General features: G+C 71.5%; 24 protein-coding genes, 3 pseudogenes and 1 riboswitch. Of the genes and pseudogenes, 14 read left to right on the forward strand and 13 right to left on the reverse strand.

What is annotated here, in order from left to right; genetic code table 11:
- A partial coding sequence (locus tag ABZ471_RS40985; RefSeq protein WP_359073989.1) for a cbb3-type cytochrome c oxidase subunit I occupies positions 1-263 on the reverse strand: 263 nt, incomplete at its 3' end.
- A gap of 49 nt (positions 264-312) precedes the next feature.
- Here ABZ471_RS40985 and ABZ471_RS40990 point away from each other — a divergent pair.
- Complete coding sequence (locus ABZ471_RS40990) at positions 313-876, forward strand: sigma-70 family RNA polymerase sigma factor (RefSeq protein ID WP_359073991.1); 564 nt, start codon at positions 313-315, stop codon at positions 874-876.
- Positions 869-1,891 carry a CU044_5270 family protein gene (locus ABZ471_RS40995; protein WP_359073992.1) on the forward strand — a complete coding sequence of 341 codons (1,023 nt, stop codon included), beginning with the start codon at positions 869-871 and terminating at the stop codon, positions 1,889-1,891. Before ABZ471_RS40990 ends, ABZ471_RS40995 begins: the two co-directional genes overlap by 8 nt.
- Here the strand turns inward: ABZ471_RS40995 and ABZ471_RS41000 are convergent, their stop codons facing one another.
- A complete protein-coding gene (locus ABZ471_RS41000) occupies positions 1,892-2,740 on the reverse strand; it encodes a bifunctional 5,10-methylenetetrahydrofolate dehydrogenase/5,10-methenyltetrahydrofolate cyclohydrolase (RefSeq protein WP_359073994.1) in 849 nt (282 codons plus the stop codon).
- Positions 2,741-2,762: 22 nt separating this feature from the next.
- A riboswitch (ZMP/ZTP riboswitch) is annotated at positions 2,763-2,843 on the reverse strand.
- A gap of 27 nt (positions 2,844-2,870) precedes the next feature.
- Positions 2,871-3,710 (reverse strand): hypothetical protein, encoded by an 840-nt coding sequence (locus tag ABZ471_RS41005; RefSeq protein WP_359073996.1) that lies wholly within the window; start codon positions 3,708-3,710, stop codon positions 2,871-2,873.
- Between the two features lie 60 nt (positions 3,711-3,770).
- On the opposite strand from ABZ471_RS41005, the gene ABZ471_RS41010 reads away from it, so the two are divergent.
- Positions 3,771-4,313 (forward strand): MarR family transcriptional regulator, encoded by a 543-nt coding sequence (locus tag ABZ471_RS41010; RefSeq protein WP_359073998.1) that lies wholly within the window; start codon positions 3,771-3,773, stop codon positions 4,311-4,313.
- 24 nt (positions 4,314-4,337) lie between these two features.
- Here the strand turns inward: ABZ471_RS41010 and ABZ471_RS41015 are convergent, their stop codons facing one another.
- The gene (locus ABZ471_RS41015; protein WP_359074000.1) at positions 4,338-4,703 is read right to left on the reverse strand and encodes a nuclear transport factor 2 family protein; all 366 of its coding nucleotides are present in this window, start codon (positions 4,701-4,703) and stop codon (positions 4,338-4,340) included.
- Between the two features lie 255 nt (positions 4,704-4,958).
- On the opposite strand from ABZ471_RS41015, the gene ABZ471_RS41020 reads away from it, so the two are divergent.
- The 5 genes and pseudogenes from ABZ471_RS41020 (at position 4,959) to ABZ471_RS41040 (ending at position 8,935) form a co-directional block, all read left to right on the forward strand.
- Complete coding sequence (locus tag ABZ471_RS41020; protein ID WP_359074002.1) at positions 4,959-6,047, forward strand: S-(hydroxymethyl)mycothiol dehydrogenase; 1,089 nt, start codon at positions 4,959-4,961, stop codon at positions 6,045-6,047.
- On the forward strand, positions 6,047-6,676 hold the full coding sequence (locus ABZ471_RS41025; RefSeq protein WP_359074003.1) for an MBL fold metallo-hydrolase: 630 nt from the start codon (positions 6,047-6,049) through the stop codon (positions 6,674-6,676). The genes ABZ471_RS41020 and ABZ471_RS41025 overlap by 1 nt, the downstream gene beginning before the upstream one ends.
- Before the next feature lie 138 nt (positions 6,677-6,814).
- Positions 6,815-7,729, forward strand: a complete 915-nt coding sequence (locus tag ABZ471_RS41030; RefSeq protein ID WP_359074005.1) for an SDR family oxidoreductase — start codon at positions 6,815-6,817, stop codon at positions 7,727-7,729.
- A 58-nt stretch (positions 7,730-7,787) separates the two neighbouring features.
- Positions 7,788-7,886: pseudogene (locus ABZ471_RS41035) on the forward strand (oxidoreductase); the annotation flags it as partial.
- 353 nt (positions 7,887-8,239) lie between these two features.
- The gene (locus ABZ471_RS41040; protein ID WP_359074007.1) at positions 8,240-8,935 is read left to right on the forward strand and encodes a L,D-transpeptidase; all 696 of its coding nucleotides are present in this window, start codon (positions 8,240-8,242) and stop codon (positions 8,933-8,935) included.
- A gap of 37 nt (positions 8,936-8,972) precedes the next feature.
- On the opposite strand, the gene ABZ471_RS41045 is transcribed toward ABZ471_RS41040, so the two are convergent.
- Positions 8,973-10,175: a Gfo/Idh/MocA family oxidoreductase gene (locus ABZ471_RS41045; RefSeq protein WP_359074009.1), complete on the reverse strand. Its 1,203-nt coding sequence runs from the start codon at positions 10,173-10,175 to the stop codon at positions 8,973-8,975.
- Positions 10,176-10,318: 143 nt separating this feature from the next.
- On the opposite strand from ABZ471_RS41045, the gene ABZ471_RS41050 reads away from it, so the two are divergent.
- Together ABZ471_RS41050 and ABZ471_RS41055 are read left to right on the forward strand one after the other, a co-directional pair.
- Positions 10,319-11,479: an ROK family transcriptional regulator gene (locus ABZ471_RS41050; protein ID WP_359074010.1), complete on the forward strand. Its 1,161-nt coding sequence runs from the start codon at positions 10,319-10,321 to the stop codon at positions 11,477-11,479.
- Between the two features lie 99 nt (positions 11,480-11,578).
- Positions 11,579-11,764 (forward strand): hypothetical protein, encoded by a 186-nt coding sequence (locus tag ABZ471_RS41055; protein WP_359074012.1) that lies wholly within the window; start codon positions 11,579-11,581, stop codon positions 11,762-11,764.
- A gap of 19 nt (positions 11,765-11,783) precedes the next feature.
- Here the strand turns inward: ABZ471_RS41055 and ABZ471_RS41060 are convergent, their stop codons facing one another.
- From ABZ471_RS41060 to ABZ471_RS41070, 3 genes and pseudogenes are all read right to left on the reverse strand, one after another.
- Positions 11,784-13,169 (reverse strand): S1 family peptidase, encoded by a 1,386-nt coding sequence (locus ABZ471_RS41060; RefSeq protein ID WP_359074014.1) that lies wholly within the window; start codon positions 13,167-13,169, stop codon positions 11,784-11,786.
- Between the two features lie 208 nt (positions 13,170-13,377).
- Positions 13,378-14,208, reverse strand: coding sequence for an SAM-dependent methyltransferase (locus ABZ471_RS41065; RefSeq protein WP_359074015.1), 831 nt, complete (start codon positions 14,206-14,208; stop codon positions 13,378-13,380).
- Positions 14,209-14,426: 218 nt separating this feature from the next.
- A pseudogene (locus ABZ471_RS41070) lies at positions 14,427-14,712 on the reverse strand (hypothetical protein); the annotation flags it as partial.
- Between ABZ471_RS41070 and ABZ471_RS41075 the strand changes: the two are divergent.
- Positions 14,711-15,889, forward strand: a complete 1,179-nt coding sequence (locus ABZ471_RS41075) for an aminotransferase class I/II-fold pyridoxal phosphate-dependent enzyme (protein WP_359074016.1) — start codon at positions 14,711-14,713, stop codon at positions 15,887-15,889. The pseudogene ABZ471_RS41070 and the gene ABZ471_RS41075 overlap by 2 nt on opposite strands.
- A 59-nt stretch (positions 15,890-15,948) precedes the next feature.
- Positions 15,949-16,335 carry a PPOX class F420-dependent oxidoreductase gene (locus tag ABZ471_RS41080; RefSeq protein ID WP_359074018.1) on the forward strand — a complete coding sequence of 129 codons (387 nt, stop codon included), beginning with the start codon at positions 15,949-15,951 and terminating at the stop codon, positions 16,333-16,335.
- A gap of 53 nt (positions 16,336-16,388) precedes the next feature.
- Here the strand turns inward: ABZ471_RS41080 and ABZ471_RS41085 are convergent, their stop codons facing one another.
- From ABZ471_RS41085 to ABZ471_RS41100, 4 genes are all read right to left on the reverse strand, one after another.
- Positions 16,389-19,151, reverse strand: coding sequence for a hypothetical protein (locus ABZ471_RS41085; protein WP_359074020.1), 2,763 nt, complete (start codon positions 19,149-19,151; stop codon positions 16,389-16,391).
- Positions 19,152-19,346: 195 nt separating this feature from the next.
- Complete coding sequence (locus tag ABZ471_RS41090; protein WP_359074029.1) at positions 19,347-19,679, reverse strand: DUF4440 domain-containing protein; 333 nt, start codon at positions 19,677-19,679, stop codon at positions 19,347-19,349.
- A gap of 128 nt (positions 19,680-19,807) precedes the next feature.
- Entirely contained in the window at positions 19,808-20,221 is a 414-nt protein-coding gene (locus ABZ471_RS41095; RefSeq protein ID WP_359074022.1) for a hypothetical protein, read from the reverse strand.
- 192 nt (positions 20,222-20,413) lie between these two features.
- Complete coding sequence (locus ABZ471_RS41100) at positions 20,414-21,286, reverse strand: TetR family transcriptional regulator (protein ID WP_359074024.1); 873 nt, start codon at positions 21,284-21,286, stop codon at positions 20,414-20,416.
- Positions 21,287-21,481: 195 nt separating this feature from the next.
- Between ABZ471_RS41100 and ABZ471_RS41105 the strand changes: the two genes are divergently transcribed.
- Both ABZ471_RS41105 and ABZ471_RS41110 read left to right on the forward strand, forming a co-directional pair.
- Positions 21,482-22,579 (forward strand): substrate-binding domain-containing protein, encoded by a 1,098-nt coding sequence (locus tag ABZ471_RS41105; RefSeq protein WP_359074026.1) that lies wholly within the window; start codon positions 21,482-21,484, stop codon positions 22,577-22,579.
- Positions 22,580-22,715: 136 nt separating this feature from the next.
- Positions 22,716-24,023 carry a sugar ABC transporter substrate-binding protein gene (locus ABZ471_RS41110; protein WP_359074028.1) on the forward strand — a complete coding sequence of 436 codons (1,308 nt, stop codon included), beginning with the start codon at positions 22,716-22,718 and terminating at the stop codon, positions 24,021-24,023.
- Positions 24,024-24,057: 34 nt separating this feature from the next.
- Here the strand turns inward: ABZ471_RS41110 and ABZ471_RS41115 are convergent.
- Positions 24,058-24,165 (reverse strand): annotated as a pseudogene (locus ABZ471_RS41115) (RNA-guided endonuclease TnpB family protein); the annotation flags it as partial.
- Positions 24,166-24,271 lie beyond the last annotated feature (106 nt).

The following is a 24,271-nucleotide window of genomic DNA, read 5'->3' on the forward strand; positions in this document are numbered from 1 at the left end:
GTGCCGTGCATCGTGAACGCCTGGTTGAACTGCTCGTTCGACATGATCTGCAGGCCCGGACGGGCAAGCTCGGCGCGCATCAGCAGCGCCATCACACCACCGATCAGGAAGAACGCGAACGCCGTGACCAGATAGAGCGTTCCGATCGTCTTGTGATCGGTGGTCGTCAGCCACCGTACGGCCCTGATGTCTTGGATCCTCTTCACGCCCCGCCTGTGTCCGCGCCCGGCCCGTGGGTCACACTCGGACGGCGCGACGAGCATCACGGAAGAAGGGTGTGACGATCCGGGGGGTGCCGGACACGAAACGAACATGAGCAACGACGAGATCTTCGCCGCTGCCTATCGCGAGCACTACTGGGCGGTCAGCCGCTATGTCGCCAGGCGACTTCAGGGGCGGGCCGACGAGGTGGAGGAAGTGGTGGCGGAGGTGTTCACGGTCGCCTGGCGCCGCCGGGCCGACCTGCCCGCGGCCCCGCTGCCCTGGCTGTACGGCGTGGCACGCAACTGCCTGGCCAACGCGGTACGCGGCTACGGACGGCGGCGTCGGCTGGTGGACCGGCTCGGCAACGACGAGACCGCGCACGGCCGGCATGTCGTGGACAGCCCCGACGCGGAGGCCCCCGGTGCCTGGGTGCACGAGGCGCTGGCCCGGCTGTCCCCGGCGGACCAGGAGGTGCTGCGCCTCGCGGCGTGGGAGGAACTCGGTGCCGACGAGATCGCGGTCGCCCTGGGCTGCGGCATACGGGCCGCGGTGATGCGCCTGCACCGGGCGCGGCGCCGCCTCAGAGCCGAGATCGACCGGATGCGGCCCGCTGCGGCAGCCCTGCCCGCCTCCGCCGACGCGGCCCTCTGCAAGGACGACCGACATGGCTGACGAACTCGAACTCCTGCGCCGCGCCAACCCGGTGCCGACCGACGGCCCTGACTTCGGCGAGGGGCCGCTGGACCGGCGTGCAGAGGAAAGACTCCGGCGCCTGCTGCGCGAGAACCGCCCACGGCGCCGTGTCCGGCTGCTCCCGGTGCTCCCCGGCCGTACCCCGCGCGCCCGGCTGGCCTGGGGCCTCGCCGCCACCACCGTCGTCCTTGCGATCGCCGTCAACGCCGTGCTCGGCGGTTCGAGCACACCGCGGGCCGTCGCCGCGCCGGGCCCGCTGACCGTCCACGTCCACTCCACGTCCGTACCCCTCAAGCAGCTGGTCGCCCTGGCCGACGCGGCCGCATCGGGCGGCTCACCGGGGCTGCGCAAGGGCACGCACGTGCAGTCGTGGAGCCTCGGCATGAGCGACGACAAGCCTCCCGTCACCGTCCCCGAGGAGCGGGTGGTGCGCTGGCGGGCGGACGCCAGCCACACCGAACTGGTCGTGGCGACCGACCCGCGCAGGCCGGGCCGCCCGGTCCTCACCGACGAGGGCAACGACCCGCACGAGGTGGCGGACGGCCAGGTGATCAGCCGGACCACGTACCCGCCGATGTGGAGCGACGCCCCGCCCGAGGGGACCCCGCCGCACACCGCAGCGGGCCTGCGTGCCTACCTCACCGAGACCGTCCGCCCCGAGATCGACCGCAGTACGGCTCCGCTGACCACCGCCGAACTCCTCGACGCCGTCGGGGAACTGCTCGACCACTGGACCCTGGGCGCCCGCGAGTCGGCGGCCCTCGTCCGGCTGTTCGCGGAAGCCAAGGGGCTGCGACCGGCCGGCGAGGTGACCGACCGGCTGGGCCGCCCGGGCCATGCGTACGTGTACGACACCGGCGGCATCAGGCACATGCTGATCCTGGAACCGCGTACCGGTGCTGTCCTCGGCATGGAGAACACCTTCACCGAAGACGCCCCGGAGTACGGCGTGAAGGCAGGGGACGTCATGGGGTACAGCGCCTGGATGCGCTGATCACACCCCGAGCTGCCGGGCGGCGGCGGTCACGGTCTGCTCCAGCAGCGTGGCGATCGTCATCGGTCCGACACCGCCCGGCACCGGAGTGATCAGCGAGGCACGCTCCACGGCCGAGTCGAAGTCGACGTCGCCGACGTTGCCGGGGTTGTAGCCCGCGTCGACGACGACGGCGCCCGGCTTGATGTCCTGGCCCCGGATGAGGCGCGGCCGGCCCACGGCGGCCACCACGATGTCCGCCTCGCGGACCGCGGCCGCCAGGTCCCGGGTGCGCGAGTGGCAGTACGTCACCGTCGCGTCCCGTGCCAGCAGCAGCATGCCCACCGGCTTGCCGAGGATCGCGCTGCGGCCCACCACCACGGCCCGCTTCCCGGCCGGGTCGACGTCGTACTCGTCGAGCAGCCGCAGGATCCCGCCGGGCGTGCAGGAGACGAAGCCCGGCAGGCCGAAGCTCATCGTGGCGAACGAGGCGAAGGTGACGCCGTCCACGTCCTTCTCCGGCGCGATCGCCTCGAACGCGGCCCGCTCGTCGACGTGGTCGCCCACCGGGTGCTGGAGCAGAATGCCGTGCACGGCCGAGTCGCCGGACAACTCCCGCAGGGTGCCCACGAGTTCGGCGGTCGTCGTGGCGGCGGGCAGCGCCACGTGGCGGGACTCGATGCCCGCCTTGCGGCAGCGGTTCTGCTTCATGCGGACGTAGGTGACGGACGCCGGGTCCTCGCCGACCAGGACCGTGGCCAGACAGGGCGCGCTGCCCGTCCGCTCGGTGAGGTCGGCGGCCTTCTTCGCGGTGTCCTCGACGATACGGCGGGCGAGGGCGGTGCCGTCCATGAGGCGGGCCTGTGTCATCTGCACTCCTGAGCTGGTTGACCTTCATCGCCCAGGCGCGCGGCATCCACCACGGGCCGCTCCCCGGTGGTACTCCACCTCAGCGCCAGTCACGACCCGCGCACAGCGTAACCGAGAGGCCGGGCGGCGCTCAGGCCGCCTCCGCGGGACCGGGCGCCGTGGGATCCGCCCCGGCCAGGAAGGCGGCCGCCTGGGCGGCCAGCCGGTCCGCGCCGACGGCCCCGGCCCAGCGGACGATCTCCGCCCCCAGGGCCCGGGCGCCCGCCTCGTCGCCCGCGCCGCGGGCCAGCACCGCCAGCAGCAGCTGCTGGGAGAGGGTGCCGGGCACGGTACCGGCCCGGGCGCCCAGTGCGGTGGCCCGGCGCCAGCGCTCCCCGGCCCGCTCGTCGTCGCCGGCGTCGTGGTCGAGGCTGCCGAGGTGCCGCAGCGCCTCGCGGGCCAGCAGACCGTCCGAGCCGTCCTCCCCGGCGCGCAGCGCCGCCGCGTAGTGCATGGCGGCGGTCGCCTGGTCGGCGAAGTGGTTCTCCGTGATCAGCCCGCGGTACATCGCCGCCCAACCCCGGCGCACCTCGTCCGGGGCGCTGTCCTGCAGGCCCTCCGCCCGGTCGAGGAGGGCGGCGAGCTCCTCGGGGTCCTTGCCGTCCGGGCCGATGCGCAGCGTGCCGTCGACCAGGAGCAGCCGGCCGTAGGTGTGCCTGAGGCGCAGGAAGTCCGTGTCCCAGTCGCCGTCCGGGAACTCTTTCTCCGCCGCATCGATCGGCTCGGCCGCAGTGTCCGTTCCAGCGAACCAGTCGCGGTCCAGGGCGACTTCGGCGGCGGCCCGGGTGATCCGCGCACGGGCGGCCGGCTCGTCGACGGCGGCCGCGGCGAGCAGCCGGGCGGCCCGCTCCCAGCGGCCGGCGACGCTCAACTCACGGACGGAACGAAGGAGTTCGTCGAGATCTACGAAGGCGTTCGTTGCAGGGGTCATGCCGGGCAAGGTAGTTATCCGGAAAATGATCCACAAGAAAACCACTGTGAGGGGCAGGTAATGCAGGACTCGGTGGACCGGCATGTGGCCGTCTGGGTGGGCGAGCTGGACTGGCTGGACCCGGTCAAGGAGGCGATCGTGGCCCGGCTGGCGATCCTCGGTCGGCACACCGCCCAGGCCCGCCGGGACGTCCTGGACTCCGACGGACTGAAGTACTGGCAGTACAAGGTGCTGTTGATGCTGCGCAGGTCCGGGCCGCCGTACGAGTCCAGTCCCTCGCTGCTCGCCGACCGGCTCGGGCTGACCCGGGGCGCGCTGTCGGCGCGGCTCGGGCCCATCGAGGAGGCCGGGCTGATCACCCGCACCCACGAGACCGGCGACCGCAGGCGGGTGCGGGTACGGCTCACCGAGGCCGGGCACGCCGCGTTCGAAGCGCATGCGGCAGCGGAGGACGCGGGTGAGGGCGCGCTGCTCGCAGCACTGACCGAAGAAGAACGGCGGACGCTTGCAGACCTGCTGCGGAAACTGGTCCTGGCCGCCGAGGGCCCCGCACCCGCCCCAGGGTCGCCCGGGCCGAGAAGGTCCAGGTCAGCCGGGAGGTGACCTGGACCCTCGCGACCCTTCTTCCTACTCGTCCCATGCCTGGATCAGGATCTGCTCGGCGATCTTTCCGTCACGCAGGGTGATCATGGACTCGGCGAGGACGCGGGTGCCGTCCGCGTACTCGCAGGACTCGGAGAACGCGGCGTGGTCGCCCTGGATGACGCACTGGTCCAGCTTGTGCGTCATGTCGCGGCTGTAGACGTCGTCGAGCATCTCGGCTATCTCGCCCCGGCCGTGCAGGACCTTGGGCTGGCTGGGCTGGGTGTTGCGGTCGATGATGCGGATCTCCGCGTCGTCCGCGTAGAGGGCCAGCAGGGTGTTGCCGGTGTTCCCCTCTATGCCCCGGCGCAGTGTCTCGGTGTCGAAGGCGGAGCCTGTCGCGGTGCCCATGGTGACCTCCTTCGGACGCCCGCGGCCCGGCGGGAGCAGGCCGCACGGACCCCACCTTCGAGACTCCTCCGCCCCGGCGGCAACGGCAAGCGCGGCCGGCGCGAGCGCGGCGAACACCGGGCGGATCACCCGGATCGCGACCGTGAGGGGGCAGCGGCCGAAAGATCCACGGTCGCCGTCGTGGTCCGTGCCGCTACCGATCGGTCGCGCGTAGGGTCGGCTCCGAAGGCACATCGAGGAAAAGGGGCCAGGCCAATGGCGCAGGAAGTCCGCGGCGTGATCGCACCGGGGAAGGACGAGCCCGTACGGGTCGAGACGATCGTGGTCCCGGACCCCGGGCCCGGCGAAGCCGTCGTACGCGTCCAGGCCTGCGGTGTCTGTCACACCGATCTGCACTACAAACAGGGCGGAATCTCGGACGAGTTCCCCTTCCTCCTCGGCCACGAGGCCGCCGGTGTCGTGGAGTCGGTCGGCGAAGGCGTGCAGGACGTGGCGCCCGGTGACTTCGTCATCCTCAACTGGCGTGCTGTGTGCGGCGCGTGCCGGGCCTGTCTGCGCGGCCGTCCCTGGTACTGCTTCAACACCCACAACGCGAAGCAGAGGATGACCCTCGCCGCCACCGGACAGGAACTCTCCCCGGCGCTCGGCATCGGCGCCTTCGCCGAGAAGACGCTCGTCGCTGCCGGACAGTGCACCAAGGTCGACCCGGCCGTCTCCCCGGCCGTGGCCGGGCTGCTCGGCTGTGGGGTGATGGCCGGCATCGGCGCCGCGATCAACACCGGCAACGTCGGCCGAGGTGACTCCGTCGCCGTCATCGGCTGCGGCGGCGTCGGCGACGCGGCCATCGCCGGCTCCCACCTGGCCGGCGCGGCACGGATCATCGCCGTCGACATCGACGACCGCAAGCTGGACAAGGCCCGCACGCTGGGCGCCACCCACACCGTCAACTCCAGGCAGACCGACCCGGTCGAGGCCATCCGCGAGCTGACCGGCGGCTTCGGCACCGACGTCGTCATCGAGGCGGTCGGCCGCCCCGAGACGTACCAGCAGGCCTTCTACGCCCGCGATCTGGCCGGCACCGTCGTCCTCGTCGGCGTGCCCACCCCCGAGATGAAACTCGAACTGCCGCTGCTGGACGTCTTCGGCCGCGGCGGTGCGCTCAAGTCCAGCTGGTACGGCGACTGCCTGCCCTCCCGGGACTTCCCCCTGCTCATCGACCTGCACCTCCAGGGCCGCCTGCCGCTGGACGCGTTCGTCAGCGAGACCATCCAGCTCGACGAGGTGGAGAAGGCGTTCGAGCGGATGCACCACGGCGACGTGCTGCGCTCGGTGGTGATGCTGTGATGACCACGCGCATCGAACGCCTCGTCACCTCCGGGCAGTTCACCCTCGACGGCGGCACCTGGGAGGTCGAGAACAACGTCTGGATCGTCGGTGACGAACGCGAGGTGATCGTCATCGACGCCGCCCACGACGCCGAGGCCATCGCCGAGGCGGTGGACGACCGCCGGCTGACCGCCATCGTGTGCACCCACGCCCACAACGACCACATCGACGCCGCGCCCGCCCTCGCGGAGCTGACCGGCGCCACGATCTGGCTGCACCCCGACGACCTGCCGCTGTGGAAGCTGACCCACCCGGACCGCGAGCCCGACCGGCACCTGGCCGACGGCCAGGTCCTGGAGACGGCCGGCGCCGACCTCACCGTCCTGCACACCCCCGGCCACGCACTCGGCGCGGTCTGTCTGTACGACCCCGGGCTCGGCGTCGTCTTCACCGGCGACACCCTCTTCCAGGGCGGCCCGGGTGCCACAGGACGCTCGTTCTCCCATTTCCCGACGATCATCGAGTCCATCCGCGACCGGCTCCTGACCCTCCCGCCGGAGACCAAGGTCCTCACCGGACACGGCGAGGCGACCACCATCGGCGCCGAGGCACCGCACCTGGAGGAGTGGATCAAACGCGGGCACTGACCCGGGACCCGGTCGTACGGTCAGGGACATGACCGCCAACTCGTGAGCATCCGCGCCGCGCAGAAAAGGCGACAGAAGATGTCCGGCTTTCCCGTGAGAGTGGATGACGATGGAGTCGCACCGCACGGGAGGTCGGACATGTCAGGGCCGCTGGAAGGCAGGATCGCGTTGGTCGCCGGGGCGACGCGGGGCGCGGGACGGGGCATCGCCGTGGAACTCGGCGCGGCCGGCGCCACCGTCTACGTCACCGGACGCAGCACCCGCGCCCACCGCTCCGAGTACGACCGCCCCGAGACCATCGAGGACACCGCCGACCTGGTCTCGGCGGCCGGCGGACACGGGATCGCCGTCGCCGTCGACCACCTGGACAGGTCCGCGGTACGGGCCCTGGTCGACCGAATCGCCGACGAGCGGGGCCGCCTGGACGTCCTCGTCAACGACATCTGGGGCGGCGAGAAACTCTTCGAGTGGGACACGCCGGTGTGGGAGCACGATCTCGACAACGGTCTCCGGCTGCTCCGGCTCGCCGTCGAGACGCACGCCGTCACCAGCCACTTCGCCCTGCCGCTCCTGCTGCGCAACCCAGGCGGTCTGGTCGTGGAGGTCACCGACGGCACGGCCGGCTACAACCGCGACACCTACCGGGTCAACTTCTTCTACGACCTCGCCAAGGCCTCCGTGCTGCGCATGGCCTTCGCGCTCGGCCACGAACTCGGCCCGCGCGGCGCCACCGCCCTCGCGCTGACCCCCGGCTGGCTGCGCTCGGAGATCATGCTCGACGCCTACGGCGTCCGCGAGGAAAACTGGCACGACGCCCTCGACCGCGCACCGCACTTCGCCATCTCCGAGACCCCGCACTTCGTCGGCCGAGCCGTCGCCGCGCTCGCCGCCGACCCCGATGTGGCCCGCCACAACGGGCAGTCCCTGTCCAGCGGCGGCCTCGCCCGGGTGTACGGGTTCACCGACCTCGACGGCAGCCGGCCCGACGCCTGGCGCTACCTGGTCGAGGTACAGGACGCGGGCAAGCCGGCGGACGTGACCGGATACCGCTGAGAGACGCCGCACGTACGAGGTCTTTCGTCGTGATCGCCGCGGCCCTACGGTCGCCCCCATGACCGATCTCAAGCGCTTCGCAGGACACGGAGTCCTCATCACCGGCGCGGCCCGCGGCATCGGCGCCGCCACCGCCCGTCGACTCGCCGAGGAGGGCGAGATCGGTCAACGCGCCGAACCAGGGAGGAATTTGACGCACCGTTGGTCATCGCGTGCCGGGGCACCGCGATGTGATCTGCTTGCGTCCTGCCCCCGCGGCCCCACAGGGATCCCCACGACCCGCACCGAAATCATCACCGCATGAGGTGTGAGACGGAGCCCATACCACGATGCGTCCTGGCCGGGCCACCGTACGGGGGTGCGGTGACGAAGTTCACCGTTTGGTCACAGCCTGGCCGGAATGACAACCGTCGGGCAGGCCGGCAGGTCTAGTAGCCCGAGACCGCGGGAATCGCGATGGGGACACCCGGGGGAGGCCCTGGGCAAAGGGGAGAAGGGGAAGAGGACGACATGGGGGACATACGCAGACGAGGTGTGGTCACGCTGGGCGTCACCGCACTGGTGGCGCCGCTCACGCTCGCCTTCACCGCGGCACCGGCGCAGGCCGCGAGCTGCACCACGCAGGCAGGGCCGTACCAGAAGCAGGTGGAGAAGTTCCTCGGCCGCCCGGTCGACGGAAAGCAGTCCTCCGCCGACTGCAAGGCCACTCGGGCCTTCCAGAACAAGCACGGCATCACGCCCGCCATCGGCTACGCGGGTCCCGTCACCTGGGGCGTGATGGACCTGATGAACAAGCAGAAGGCCGTCGGGAACAACCCGAACAAGGACGGCAAGTGCCCGGTGAACAAGGGCCGTATCGCCTGCGTGAACCTCACGCTCCAGCTGAGCTGGATCCAGGACGGCAACAAGCTCGTCTACGGCCCGGTGCCGGTGCGCACCGGCCGTGACGGGTACGAGACCCGCACCGGCCTGAAGAAGATCTACTGGCGGGACATCGACCACGTCTCGACCATCTACAACGTGCCGATGCCCTACAGCCAGTTCTTCGACGGCGGCCAGGCCTTCCACTCGGTGGGCCTCAGCATGTGGAACCCGCCGGGCTCCCACGGCTGCGTCAACATGACCACGAAGGACGCCAAGAAGTACTGGTCGCTGCTGAAGAAGGGCGACGACGTCTTCGTGTACGGCCGCAAGCCCGGCACCTGAGTCGGACCGGGCACCCGGCCCCGAGCCCCCGGGGGGCTCAACTCTCCGGCGCGTCCCCGAAGTCGGGGATCTCCAGCCGGACCCCGCCCTGCCGCGCGGACTCGTGTGCGACGATGCCCGGCAGGGTGTAGCGGGCGGCCACCCACGCGTTCACGGACGGCAGCGTGCGCGTGTTGACGGCGGTGACGAAGTCGTCCACCAGGAAGTGGTGGCTTCCCTCGTGCCCGTTGTGGAGCCGGTCGAACGTGCGCGGCAGCCGGGCGCGGTCGTGCACCGGCGCCGATCCGGAGGTGAAGGCGGCCCGCAGATCCGGCGCAATGTGCTGAAGGGACGGGTCGTCGGGGGACAGGGTCGGCTTGGGCTCCAGCAGGTCGCTGATGTCCTTCACGCCGTTCTTGTCCTGCCAGAGCGCCACCGTCGCCAGCTGTTCCATGCTCGCGTCCGTGCCGAAGAACCGGAAGCGGGACTCACGGATGTGCGAGGGATAGCCGACCCGCCGGAACTCGTTCGTGCGGAACGATCCCCCGCCCGCCACCTCGAACAGCGCGGTGGCGTTGGACACGTCGTTGTCGAACTGGCTGACCGAACGATCGAAGACGCCGTCGCCACGGTCGTCGAGGACGCCGAGCGCCGACACGCTCACGGCGTGCGTCTGCCAGGCCCCGAGCACCCCGCCCACCGAGTGCGTCGGGTACAGCAGCGGGGGATAGCTGGCGGTCGCCTTCCAGTTGTCGCCGCCGCTGTACCGGTACGCCTCGTAGAAGCCGAGGTCCATGTCGTGGACGTAGTCGCCCTCGGCGTAGAACAGCCGGCCGAAGGCGCCCTCGGCGATCTGGTTGCGGGCATGCACGGTCGCCGGGTTGTACTGGCTGGTCTCGCCCATCATGTACGTCAGCCCGGTCGCCCGGACCGCGTCGATGATCGCGGCAATCTCCTCCGTGGTGATCGCCATCGGCACCGCCGAGTACACGTGCTTGCCCGCGTTCAGGCCCTGCAGGACCAGCGGGCCGTGCGTCCAGCGCTGCGTGAAGACCGCCACCGCGTCGACGGCGGGCGACTCCAGCATGGCCTCGTACGACGGGAAGGTGCCGGCGAGTCCCTGCGCGGCAGCGAGGAGCTCGGCCCGCTCGGGCAGCAGGTCGGTGACATGGACGTGGCGGACGCCGGGGTGGGCCTGGAACAGCGCGGCGAACTGGCCGGCGAACTGACCGGCGCCGACGATGCCGAGGGAGAATGTCATGGCACTTACTTTTGATGCGGAAGAATCAATCCGTCAAGAGGGGTGTGCCGTCCTTTTCCATGTGGGATCGCCGCAGTATCGTTCCCTCATCACTTCCTTATTACTTCCGGTGATGAAGAAATCTGCCGTGGGAGGCTGGCCCCATGACCACTGTTGCCGCCAGCTGGCTGCCGCTGAGCCCGGGTGAACGCTGCGTGGCGATCGAAGTCCTCGTGCACGGCCCGCTCTCCCGCACCGAGCTGGCTCGCCGCCTGAGCCTCTCGCAGGGCAGCCTCACCCGGCTGACCAAGCCGCTGATCGAATCCGGTCTGCTGGTGGAGGTGCCCGAGGCGGACGCCCCGGCGGAGGTCCGCCAGGGCCGGCCCTCGCAGCCGCTCGACGTCGTCGCCGAGTCCCGCTCCTTCATCGGCTTCAAGATCACCGAGGACAAGGTCTACGGCGTCGTCACCACCCTGCGCAGCGACATCGTCGCCCGCCTCGACCGGCCGCTGACCGGGCACGATCCCGCCGTCGTCGCCGGCCTGCTCGCGGAGATGACCGCCGAACTGGCCGCACGCCACCCCGCCCCCGCGGGCATCGGCATCGGCGTGGGCGGACTGGTGCGGGAGCGCGCGGTCGTCGGCGAGTCGCCCTTCCTGCGGTGGCGGGACGTGCCCCTCGCCGAGCTGGTCCGGGAGCGCACCGGGCTGCCGGTGGTCGTGGAGAACGACGTCGCCGCGCTGGTCGAGGCCGAGACCTGGTTCGGCGCCGGACGCGGCCTCGACCGCTTCGTCGTCCTGACCATCGGCGCCGGCATCGGCTACGGGCTGGTCCTCGGCGGCCGGCGGGTGCCCTACGCCGAGGAGGACCGCGGGTTCGGCCGGCACTGGATCATCGACCCCAGCGGCCCGCTGGGCCCGGACGGCCGCCGCGGCAGCGCCACGTCCCTGCTCTCCATCCCCGGCATCCGCTACCAGATCCGCGCCGCCACCGGCGAGGACGCCACCTACGAGGCGATCCTCGACCGGGCCGCCGCGGGCGAGCCCATGGCCTCGACGGTGATCGGCGAGGCCGCCCGCGCCCTGGGCACGCTGGTCGCGCAGATCGCCAACTTCGCGATGCCGCAGAAGATCCTGCTGGCCGGTGAGGGGGTCGGCCTCATGGATGTGGCGGGGGACACGGTGCGGGAGACCATCGGTGCCCACCGGCACCCGCTGGCCGCGCCGGTCGGCCTGGAGACCAAGGTCTCCGACTTCCACGACTGGGCGCGCGGCGCAGCGGTGTTGGCGATCCAGGTCCTCGTGCTCGGCACGGAACGGACATGAACTCCCGCTTCCGGTTGACAGATTGACGTGATGAGTAACACGGTCCGATATGTCCGTATCGGGGATACTTACTCACAACGCCTTCACCTCGATCGGCATATGCTTCACAGCATGTCCACCACTGTTGAAGCCGTCACCGAGCGATCGGCTGCGGAGGTCAACGAGGAGATCCGGGCCCTGTGGCGCCGGGCGGGCGGGACACTGACCACCGAGCAGCGCGCGGAGTACCAGCGCCTCGTGATGGAGTGGGCCGCCGCGGCCCCGTCGTCGCCCCGGGCGGCCTGAACGGCCGACGGTTCTCCCGTCAGCCCCACGTCGCCGAGTAGTGGCGCTGGTACGCCTTGCGGTCCTGTTCGGCCCGGAAGTAACGGGTCGCGACAAGCGCGATCAGACTCCCCGCGACGACCAGCAGCCCGGGACCGACGTTCCGGGTGTCCGTGAGCCGCGCCAGCAGCGTCTCGCCCTGTGCGCTGCCCGTGACCGGCGCCGAGGAGCCCGGCGAGGCCGCACTCGGCGCGACCGCGCCCTGCGTGGCCGCCGCGGACGGCGCGGAGGAGGGCGACGCACCCTGAGCGGCGCCCGCGTTCTGCGCCGACACGATGAGCCGGACGTTCAGCGCCGCCAGCGCCTTGGTCACCGGCTGGAAGAACGTCGTCCCGCCCGTCTTGCAGTCGCCGCTACCGCCCGAGGTGACACCGAGCGCGACGCCCTCGGAGAACATGGGGCCGCCGCTGTCGCCCGGCTCGGCGCACACGTTGGTCTCGATCAGCCCGGTGACGGTGCCCTCGGGGTAGTTCACGGTCGCGTTCAGCGCGGTCACCTGGCCGTCGCGCAGCCCGCTCGTACTGCCGCTGCGGAACACCCGCTGCCCGACCGCCGGATCGGCCACCCCGGTGATCCGCACGCCCTTACCGCCGCCGATCGCGACCACGTCGGCGCCATCACCCGCCTTGCCGGAGTTGTACTGCACGAGCGAGAAGTCGCTGCCCGGGAACGTGCTGTTGACCGTGTTGCCCAGCTGCTGGTTGCCCTGGTTGTCGGCGAACCAGGTGGAACCGGACGGCCCGCAGTGGCCGGCGGTGAGGATGAAGTCCTGCTGCCCGTTGGTGACATTGAAGCCGGCCGAGCAGCGGCCGCCCGTCGACAGGATCGGCTGCGCGCCGTTCAGCCGTGTCGTGAAGGTGCCGTTCGCGCGCTCCATGCGCACGAAACTTCCGATGCTCGAGGCGACCTGGGTCATCCGGGACCAGTCCGAGGCCGACACCGTACGGTCGGCCTGCACCACGACCCGGTTGGTCCGGTAGTCCACCGACCACGCGGTGCCCGCCACCCGGGGCGCCGAACGCAGCGTGGTCGTGGCCGACTTGAGTTCGTTCATGCTGTGCGACACGACCTTCGCCTCGGCGCCCGCCCGGCGCACCGTCCGCGCCGCCTCGGTGTCGGTCACCGCCACGACCGGACGGCCGTCGCCGCCGATCCAGCTGCCCGCCGTTCGCGCCGTGCCGAGCCGCGCCACCAGCCCGGCGCCGGTGTCACCCGCCGTCCCGGCCGAACTGAACGGCCTGGCGGACGCCGGGGAAGTCTCGCTCGCCATGGCCGCCTGTGTGACCATCGCGCCTCCCAGGAGGAGTCCGCCGACCGCCGCCAGCTGTGTCACTCGCCGGACGACCCGTCGTCGTGCGTGCCTCATGCATGGCTCCCGAACCCCGAACGCGCGATGCCCGTGCCGGCACCGCGGGGCCCTCCGGTCGTCGAGCGCCCGACCCTGAGTACGTGGCCCGGCCCGGCGGCGTTCACCGACGGCGGCGATCTTCTCGGCGCACGCACATCCTCGGCTCACCCGAGGATGTCGCCTCGCCCGCCGTCGGCTCCCGCGTGCCGTCACGTCCTGCGTGCCGTCACGCCTTGCGCGCCACCCCGCCGAACATGGCGACCTCCTCCGGCTCCGCCCCCTCGGCGTTCTCCGGGCGCCAGCGCGAGCAGGACACCACACCCGGCTCCAGCAGCTCGAGACCGTCGAAGAACCGGGCGACGTTCTCGGGGGTGCGCTGGGTCAGCTTCGGCGTCCCGTGCTCGTTCCAGAACGTGACCGCCTCGTCCACGTCCGGCATCGACGGGCTGGTGATGGTGTGCGACAGCACCAGGTGGCTGCCGGACGGCAGCCGGTCCGTCAACTGCCGTACCAGGCCGTACGGGTCCTCGTCGTCACCGATGAAGATGACCACGCCGAGCAGCATCAGGGCCACCGGCCGGCTGAAGTCCAGGGTCTTCGCCGCGTGGTCGAGGATCGCGTCGACGTTGCGCAGATCCTCGTCCAGGTAGTCGGTACGGCCCTCGGGCGTGCTGGTGAGCAGGGCGCGGGCGTGCGCGAGGACGAGCGGGTCGTTGTCGACGTACACGATCCGCGCATCCGGTGCGATGCGCTGGGCCACCTCATGCGTGTTGTCGGCGGTGGGCAGCCCGGTGCCGATGTCCAGGAACTGCCGGATACCGAGGTCGCCCACCAGATGGCGCACGGCCCGGCCCAGGAACAGCCGGTCGGCGCGCGCGTACTCCCCGATCCCCGGGTGCAGCCCGCGGATCTGGTCTCCGGCCGCACGGTCGACCTCGTAGTTGTCCTTGCCGCCGAGCCAGTAGTTCCAGATCCGGGCCGTGTGCGGCTGGCTGGTGTTGATGCGGGCGCGCAGTGACAGGGCCACGTCGTTGGTGGCTGCCGGGTTGTCGGTCACGTGGGTTCAGCTCCTGGATGCCTGATGAGAGGTGCACCATTCAAGACGCAATCTAGACGCCCGAGTTGATCTCCGCTGCTCGTCCGGGGTTTTCCGCGCCCGGACCCAGCCGCCACCAGCTGCGCGCGTCGCCCCACACCGACTCGCCCCCCGCGAACGGACGCAGACGTGCCGTCAGGGATTGAGCACGGAATCAGAGGCGGCGCCTCGGCCGGCCGCGCCCGGTGCTTCCCCCGCAGCAGATGACCGGCCTGTACTCCTCCGCGGGCGACCGGATCCGGCGCCGCGCCGGATCTCCCGTACGCGCTCCTCGGCCCGGTCCACCGGTAGCGTCACGCTCGCATGCGCGAAGACGTCCGTGTTCCCACCGGTCAGGTTCTCCCCGTCCGAGCCCGACTCGTCGCAGGCGACCTCCAGGAAGCCGCCCGCGGCCGCCTTGCGGGCACCGACCGCCCGGCTCGCCCCGTTTCCGGACACACCACAGCCCCCTATCTTGAGCCCCATGACCAGCATCCCGCACGACACACCCGGCGAACCCGATCCGCTGCGCGCCCTGGGCCTGGAGCAGCTGCGATGTCGTACGAGCATGAAGTGGCGCACCTACCCGGAGGACGTGCTGCCGCTGTGGGTCGCAGAGATGGACGTTCCGCTCGCCGAGCCGGTCGTCCGCGCCGTCACCGACGCACTCGCCCTCGGAGACACCGGCTACCCCGCGGGCACCGCCTACGCCGAGGCGCTGGCCGGCTTCGCCGCCAAACGCTGGAACTGGTCCGGACTCGCCGTGGAGCGCACCGCAATCGTCCCGGACGTGATGCTCGGTGTGGTCGAAATGCTCAAACTGGTCACCGGCCCCGGCGATCCCGTGATCGTCAACGCGCCGGTGTATCCGCCGTTCTACCAGTTCGTCACCCACATGGACCGCCGCGTGGTGGAGGCCCCGCTCGGCGCGGGCCTGCGCATCGACCTCGACCTGCTGGCCGAGACGTTTCGGGAGGCGACCGCCGACGGCGGCCGGGCCGCCTTCCTGCTGTGCAGTCCGCACAACCCCACCGGCACCGTCCACACCGCGGCCGAGCTGGCCGCCGTCGCGGACCTTGCCGAACGGTACGGCGTCCGTGTCGTCGCGGACGAGATCCACGCCCCGGTCGTGGCCCCCGGTGTCACCTTCGTGCCGTACCTGAGCGTGCCCGGCGCCGAGCGTGGACTTTCGCTGATGTCTGCCTCCAAGGGCTGGAACCTGGCCGGGCTCAAGGCCGCGCTCGCCCTCGTCGGCCCCGGGGCCGCGGCCGACCTCGCCCGGCTGCCGGAGGAGGTCAGCCACGGCCCCAGTCACCTCGGCGTCATCGCCCACACGGCTGCCCTGAACGACGGCACCGGCTGGCTGGATGCCCTGCTGGCCGGTCTCGACGCCAACCGGCGTCTGCTCACCGCCCTGCTCGCCGAGCAACTGCCCGAGATCCGACCTTGCCCCGCCGAGGCCACCTATCTGGCCTGGCTCGACTGCCGCGCCCTCGGCCTCGGCGACGATCCCGCCGCGGTGTTCCTCGACCGCGGCCGGGTCGCCCTCAGTTCCGGACTGCCCTTCGGCACCGGCGGCGGCGGGCACGTACGCCTGAATCTGGCGACCTCCCCGGAGATCCTCACGGAGGGGGTGCGGCGCATGGCGGCGGCGCTGGCCTGACCCGCGGCCGAGAGTCCCCGCAGGTCCCGGACGGCTCGCGGACTCCTAGACTGCCGGACATGGACGACACACCGCAGGCCCGGCTCGGCTCCGGCACGTACCTGCTGGTCACCAGCTACCGCAAGGACGGCACCTCCGTCGCCACCCCGGTGTGGGTGGTGGCGGACGGGGACGCCCTGGGCGTGTGGACGGCCGCCGACAGCTGGAAGGTCAAACGGATCCGCCGCCGCGCCGACGTTCTCGTCGGCCCCTGTGACCTGAGGGGCAACCCCACGGGCGAGCAGCTCCCGGCCACCGCCGAGATCGCCGATGCGGCCACCACCGCCCGCTACCGCACCCTCGTCGCCCGCAAGTACGGCATCCTCGGCCGTCTCACCCTGCTGGGCAGCCGGCTGCGGCGCGGCCTGGACGGCACGGTCGGGATCCGGGTGACGCTGAAGCCCTGAGGAGGCTGCTGCTTCCTCAGGGCTCCAGGCGTGTACGACAGGGCTGCGGACGGTTACGACGCGTCGAGCACCGTGCCGTTCAACTCCAGCCCGCCGGGACGCGGTGCACCTGTCTGGTCATCGACCTGCCGGAACCGCACCGACTCGGCGGACTCCCGGACCCGGTCCTTGACCGTCGGAACGGTGACGTCCGTACGGGTCTTGCCCGCCGGGACGTTCACCCACAGGTAGAGACCGCCGTCCAGCTTGGACAGGGGCCGCTCCGGGTCCGGCGAGGCCCCGGCCGTCTCCTGCAGCCAGCGAGCGGTCACGTCCTTGGTGGACAGCTCCGGCCCGGTGGGCGGGACGGCGACGAAGAACGTGGCGATGTCCAGGTCGACGGCCTCGGACAGCGACACCCGCCACTTCAGGGCCTGCCCCTCGGTCACCTTGTCGGCGACCGGGGTGACGGTCACCTTGGGCGCCGGGTCGTCGTCGTGCACGGTGATCCCGCCCCGGTACGAGCCGACGACCGTACCCCGGACCGCCTTGACGAGGATGTCGTACTGCACGTCGCCGCCGTAGCGCGTGTTGCCCTTCACCTCGACCGGCACGTCGATGTCGTCGCCGCCCGGATGCACGGTGACCAGCTTGTCCTTGGCCCGGCCGGTGGCCGGGTCGACGACGTACACCCGGACCTGCCCGCTGCCCCGGCCCGACACCCGGACCGGAACCCGGTAGGTGCGCACGCCGGAGTCGCCCTCGTCCACGGTCGTCCGGCCGACGTCCACCCGGGGCAGATCAGCGGCCTTGACCGCCGGTGTTCCGGGCCGCCAGCCCCACGCGTCCATCAGCCAGGCCCGCCCGGAGCCCGAACGCGGGGTCAGCTCAAGGGACTTGACCTTGTGCAGGTCGAGTCCGGCGCGGGTGGCCGCCGTCAGCGGCACCCGGATCTCGCGTGCCCAGTAGGAGGCGGTGCGCTCGCTGCCGGGCAGACCGTCGATCCCGACCTTGCCGAGGACGGCCTTGCGGCCGGAAGCGTCGGTGACGGACACGTCCAGGCGCGTGCCCTTGGAGTTCGGCGGCACGAACAGCCGCAGCGCCAGCGCCTTGTCGTCGACCAGCGAGACCGGGTTCTTCACCTGCACCCGTGCCGGGCTGCCGGCGCGGGTCCAGTGCAGTGCGACGGCCTGCCGGCCGGCCTCACGGTTCGTCTCCCACTGGGCGAAGTGCGGCGAGATCCCCTTGGCGCCCTCGCCCAGACACGCCTTGGCCGGGCTCGGGTCGACCGCCGCGCACAGCTTGCCGCCGGTCACCGAGAGCCCGCCGTCCGGCAGGAACCCGGCATTGCGGCGCCCGCCCACCGCATGGGTGAGGACCCGCGCCGGGTCCGCCGACGGGGCCCGCCTGCCGGAGCCGTCCAGCAGCGGCCGTACCTTGTCGTCACCGGCGAGGAACAGCCGTGCGGCGGTCGCGATGTAGGTCGAGCCGGCCCGGTGCTGCTGGTCGGCGGTCAGCCGGGTGGTGGCACGCTTGCCGCACACCTTGTCGGGCTGCTGCGGGTCGTCCGAGAAGTCGTCCTCGGCGGGCGCGGTAGCCTGCCCCGGCGTCCACTCGGAGTTGAAGAAGTTGTGGTTGGCGCCGATGACGTAGACCGCGCTGTGCAGGGCGCTGCCGCGGCTGACCGCGCGCGTGCCGTCGACGTACACCTCGCCCTGGAGGTCGGAGACGTCACCGTCGCAGCCCGGCAGGATCGTCGCCGACGGGACGTCGGGCACCGGGTTCTGGCCGAAGACGGTGGGGCCGATCATGACCAGGCCGCGGATGGTCCAGCGCACCGGACCGTGGTAGCCGTCCTGGTCGGCGGGCGGCGGGTACAGGCTGTCCAGCGCGGCCCGGTTCACGCCCTCGCCGCCGCGCGAGTGCCCGACCAGCAGGACACGGGACAGGTCGGCGCGGGGTGCGTCGCGTACGACGGACGGTGCGGTCTCGGGGTGTGCGGCCCAGCCGGCCCATCGGGCCAGATGCAGGCGCACGAGGGACGAGCGCGCCTGCGCGCCGCCGTCCTCGGCCGCGTAGTCCTGGCCGTTGATGCCGTTCGCGGAGATCGACACGGTCACATAGCCCTGGGAGGCCAGCAGCTTCTGGTCGCGCAGATAGCCGCGGTGGCTCGGCACCGGCTTCGCGCCGGCCTTGCAGGGCCAGTCACCGGTGATGTCGTGCCCCTTGAAGCACGTGTAGTGACGGCCGTGCAGGAAGAGCGCGAGCGGGCGCGGGCCGCGGGCGTCGGTGGGAGCGACGACCACCGCCTGCATCTCCACCGGGGCGGCGAAGCCCGGCAGCTTCACCGGGTCGAGCCGGTACTCACCGGTCTTGGTGTGGTACGAACCCGGCTTGCCCGGGTCGACGGGGTTGGCCGGCAGCGGTGCCGGCGGCTGGACGGCCGACGGGCCCGAGGCGGAGACCTTGGCGTCCAGTCTCCGTCCGCCGGACCAGACCTGCAGCCCCCGCAGCGCCTCGGGGCGCTGTCCGTCGAGCCCCAGCCGGAAAGTGCGTCCGTCCTTGGCCGGCTGCGGGATGCCCAACAGCCGTCCGCCGGAACGGAATTCGACGCGTGCGTCCCCCATGGGCACCGGCCGGTCCGACCGCCACACCAGCTGCGGCGCCGACCGGCCGCCGGCGATCCCCCACCCCGGCGGCAGCGTTCCGTCCGACGTGGCAGTCAACGCCCCTGTCCCTGGCGATGGTTGACCTTGCGCGACTGCCGCCCCTGGGGACGCTCCCGCCACCGCGAGCAGCGCGGCGGCGGTGACCCATATGCGCCGGGCACGGACCACAGTTCCTCCTCTGACCCCGACCTCGGGCGTCCCGGTCGTCCGGGCGCCCCTCGCCCCCGGAGGACGGGAAGGAGACACTGTGGGTTGCTTGTGAAGGGCAAGTGTTCGATCACACCGTGCGGTCGGCGGTCCGAAGCGGCCAACCACCCCCATCGGACTACGGTTTGCCGATGGGGTGCTACTCGGCAGGCCTTGCTACTCGGTCGCAGGTGGTACCGGGGTGGCCTGGTGGTAGTACATCCGCCAGCCCGACTCCGCGTCCCGGCGGCGCCACAGGGAACTGCGCCGCGCACGCCGGCCGTCGAGCACCGTCTCGTACGTCAGATGCACCAGGCCCGGTGCCAGCAGGACCCCCTGGATGTCCGAGGGCTCGTAGCGGGGGCCCGTGTCGGTGCTGCCCGCCATGTCCGGCAGCCCGGCCAGCACGTCCTCGAGGGTCCACCGCCTGCCCGAGGCGCCGACCTCGACGAAGTCCGGGTCGAGCCACTGCCGGGACGCCTCCCGCGAGGCGCGCACCCGGGGGTCCATGAGCGCGAGCTCGCCCTCGGTCGCCGCGCGCACCTGCTCTGCTTCCGATGCCTTGTCCGTGGCGGCATCCTGTGCGTCGTCCATGGCCGCATCCTGGCCCGGGCCGCGGGCCGGGCGCGAGTGTTTTCTCAGGTCCAGGCCCGGTACGGCTCGTCGAGCAGTTGGAAGACCGGCTCGCCCCGCACCGGGTCCTTGGCCGTCGACAGCCGTACCCGGTCGCCGCTGTGGATGCCGACGGGCGGTCCCATGACGCGGCCCCGTACGACGAACCCCTCGGCCATCTCGATCAGCGACACATTGCGGGCCGCGGGTGTGTTGCGGTGCACCACGGTGGAGTGGCGCACCGTCCCCGTGCCCTCGCTGCGCTCCGTGCGCAGCTCGCTGCCCTGGCACACCGGACACAACAGCCGGTGGTACATCGCGGTGCCGCACCAGGCGCAGCGCTGGAACTGGATGGCGTCCCGGGTGTCCGCTGCGGGCTCGAGAACGCCCGCCGCGGAGCCGGCCGCCGGATGCGAGGTGCTTGCTGAGGGGTGGTACACGCTGGTCAACTCCCTGCGCTCGGCCGGAATCCCGCGCGCTCGGAGTGAACCGCACACGCGTGTGCCCGGTTGCCGTGCCACCGTGCACGCCGACAGAGTATGGCACTCAGTGTCACTCGTAAAGGCACTCCGTACCCCCAATCTACGGAGATGCTGTGCCGGCGGGAGATTCCGGTACGCGGCTCGGCGGGGTCAGGGGCGCCCGAGTGCCGACTCGAACTCCTGGACCACCCGCCACAGCGGTGCGTCCCGGCGGGTGACGAGGACGACCACGTCGTCGGGGTGTGCGAGGTCGAGATGGGCGACGCCGGGGTGCCAGGCCCGGTCGGCATCGGAGTGGTCGGCGCCGGACTGGCCTGCGTCGGACTGGCCTGCGTCGGAGTGGCCCGCAGGCCCGGCGTCCGGCGTGGAGTCGGAGGCGGCGTCGGGGCGGCCCGGTGCGGGGCGGGCGGGGGTGGCGTGCGGGTGTCCCGGGTGGTCGAACGCGGCCTGGACATACCCCAGGGCGTGGTCCACCGCCGTGCCCGCGTCGCCCTTGCCGTCCGAGCGCAGCCAGGACCGCAGGGCGTTGTTGTGCGCGGCGACGACCGCGGCCGCGATCACATCGGCGCGCAGTGTCCCGTCGGGCCGCCCGGCGAACCGCTCGCGCAGGTACTCGGCGAGCGCGCGCTCGTAACGCCACACCACCGACAGTTCGTAGGCGCGCAGCCCCGGCACCTCCTTGGTGAGCCGGTAGCGCTGTACGGAGAAGGTCGGGTTCTCCGCGTACATCCGCAGCACCAGACGGGCCGCGTCGCACACCCGCCGCACCGGCTCGGCCTCCCCTTCGCTCGCGGCGAGGAACGCGGTCATGTCGGCCAGGCAGCGCTCGTGGTCGGGGAAGACCACGTCCTCCTTCGAAGGGAAGTAACGGAAGAACGAGCGGCGGCCCACCCCGGCCAGCGTCACGATGTCGTCCACGGTGGTCTGCTCGTACCCGCGTTCCAGGAAGAGCTGGAAGGCCGCCGCTACCAGGGCGTCCCGCATCGGGGGCTTCGCGGCCGGCGCCGCGCTGCTGGAGCTCATGAACGGGAACGTAGCATCCGGCCCAGATTCATGACACTCAGTGCAGCATGGGAGGGCTCATGGGGGAACTGAGTGCCCTGAGGTGCTCCGGGACCGCCTTACCGAACACGGGAGCGATCGAATTGATTGGAAACGATCGATACGATTGTGGGCGTAGAGTAAGCGACTCGGGATCACTGTTCCAGGGGGAGCCCCATGCGACTTCACGTCGACCAGCGCCACGAGCGGGTGCTCGAACTCGTCCGGGAGCGGGGCAGTCTCCGCGTCGCCGAACTGGCGGCCGAGCTCGGCGTCTCCGCAGTGACGTTGCGGCGTGACGTGGAGACCCTGGCGGCGCAGGGCCGGGTGCAGCGGCTGCACGGGGCAGTGGTCTGGCCGGGCGACACCGCCGCCGCCCCCGAGCCGCGGCCGGAGTCCGCCGAAGGTGCCGTGGTCGGAATGATCGTGCCGACCACGAACTACATCTTCGCCGACATCGTGCGCGGCGCCCGCGAGACCGTCGGCGCGCAGGGCGGACGGCTGGTCCTCGGCGTCTCCGGCTATGTCGACACCGAGGACTCCGTACAGGCGGAACATCTCATCGCGGGCGGTGCGCAGGGACTGCTGGTGGCGCCCAGCTGGTTCGGTGGCGTCCCGGAGGACGGTCAGGAGAAATGGCTCATGGAGTGCCAGGTGCCCACCGTCCTGGTCGAGCGCTCCGCCCTGCCCGGCAACCCCGCCGCCGACCTCGACCGGGTACGCACCGACCGCGCCCACGGCGCCGCCGTCGCCGTCGGCCACTTCGCGGCCCTGGGCCACCGCAGGATCACCGCGGTCCTGCAGGAAGGCCCGCACGCCGTCCAGATCAGCGCCGGCTTCCAGGCCGCCGTACGCTCGCGCGGCATCGATATCGACACCGGCGCCCCGAGCGTGCGCGAGCACGGCGACTACGACGCCTCCGTCGACTATCTCGTCCGGGCGGTGCGCGAACGCGGCGTCACCGCCGCCCTGGTCCACAGCGACGAGGACGCCATCGTGCTCGTGCCCCGGCTCCAGGCGCACGGGGTCCGGGTGCCCGGCGACCTTGCGCTCATCGCCTACGACGACGAGGTCGCCGGCCTCGCCGACGTGCCACTGACCGCCGTCGCCCCGCCCAAGCGCTCGGTGGGTGAACTCGCCGCGAAACTCCTGCTGCGCCGCCTCGCCGAGCGGGCCACCGGGCAGCGGCCCGGTCCCCGGCAACACCTCGATCTGCTCCCGGAGTTGCGGATCCGCTCCTCGTGCGGGGGAGAGGCGTCCGCGGGTGGCTTCTGACCTCACCCGCGAGCGAAGCGATCGTGTTGCGATCGTTTTGATTATCTTGTGCGAACGCTCTTGACGTTGATCGTGTGTGCGCAAAAGATGTCCTGCGACCGCCTCTTCCCGTACGAGGTCTCGTAGGAGCCGTGCCATGACGCGTACGTCACGATCGTTCCGCACCGCCGCCACAGCCGCCGTCGCCTCCCTGGGCCTGCTCGCCACCGCCTGCGGCGGCAGCGGGAGTTCGACCGACGCCGAGTCCGACGGCAAGCCGGTGACCATCGACTACTGGACCTGGACGCTCGGCGCCAAGTCGACCGTCGACGCGTTCAACAGGACGCACAAGGACGTCAGGGTCAGATTCACCGAGATCCCCAGCGGCACCGAGGGCTACAGCAAGCTCGCCAACGCCGTGAAGGCGGGCAACGCACCCGACGTCGCCACGATCGAGTACCAGATGGTCCCCGAGTTCGCGAGCCAGGGCGATCTGATCGACCTGACCAAGTACGCCGGTGAAACGGTCAAGTCGAAGTTCCCGAAGCCCGTGCAGTCCCTGGTGACCTTCGGCGGCCGCACCTGGACCGTCCCCTACGACGTGGCACCGCAGCTGTTCTACTACCGCACCGACCTGTTCAAGAAGTACGGCATCGACGTCCCCAAGACCTGGGACGCCTTCAGGTCGGCCGCCGAGAAGGTCAGGAAGCAGGACAAGAACGTCCGTCTGGCCTCCTTCCCGAAGAACGACCCCGCCCTGCTGGCCGCCCTCGCCTGGCAGGCGGGCGGCAAGTGGTTCGGCACCCAGGGGGACGCCTGGAAGACGGGCGTGAACGACGCCGCCACCCAGAAGGTCGCCGCCTACTGGGACAGCCTGGTCAAGGACGGCCTCGTGCAGACCCTCACCGGCTACAGCCCCGAGGAGACCAAGGCCCGCGCCCAGGGCAGGACGCTCTCCTTCCTCGGCGCCTCCTGGTCCGCCGGCAGCACGATGACCGCCCTGCCCGACCTCAAGGGCAAGTGGGCCGCCGCCCCCATGCCCAACTGGGGCAGCCCGGCCGGCGGCAACTACGGTGGCACCTCCTACGGCGTCCTCAAGGGCAGCAAGCACGCCGAGGCCGCCACCGAGTTCATCACCTGGCTCACCACGGACAAGGCCGGCGTCGAGGCACGGCTCGCCGACCAGACCTCGCCGAGCAGCGCACTGCCCGCCAACGCGGAGATGCGGGGCGTCGCCGCCGCCAAGTTCGACACCTCCTACTTCAACGGCCAGGACCTCTACGCCCTCGCCTCCCAGCAGGCCGACACCATCGTCCCCGGCTGGACCTGGGGCCCCGACCAGATGGACGTCTACACCGCCATCCAGGACACCACCGCCAAGTCCGGCTTCGCCGCGGGAATCGAGGCGGGCGAGCAGAAGGCCGAGTCCGGCATCAAGGACCGCGGACTCAAGCTCGCCGATTGACTGCTCTCCTCCCCGGAGGGAGGTGATTCCTGGCTCAGGCTGCCTGCTGAGGCGGCGCCTCAGCGGGTCTTACGCCCTCGGCACCAGCCGGGTTCAGACCTGCCCGGACGAGCGTCACGCGGGCGGAGTTCTTGTCCCTGGGACGACTCGGCAGCCAGCCACGGGGTTATCCGCCGGGCCTCGGTCGGCATCCGGTCCAGCGCAGCCGGACCGACCTTCTCACCCGCGGTATGGGCCTTCTTCGAGCG

It is taken from the genome of Streptomyces sp. NPDC005728 (assembly GCF_040630895.1).
In the GTDB taxonomy this organism is placed as follows: Bacteria; Actinomycetota; Actinomycetes; order Streptomycetales; family Streptomycetaceae; genus Streptomyces.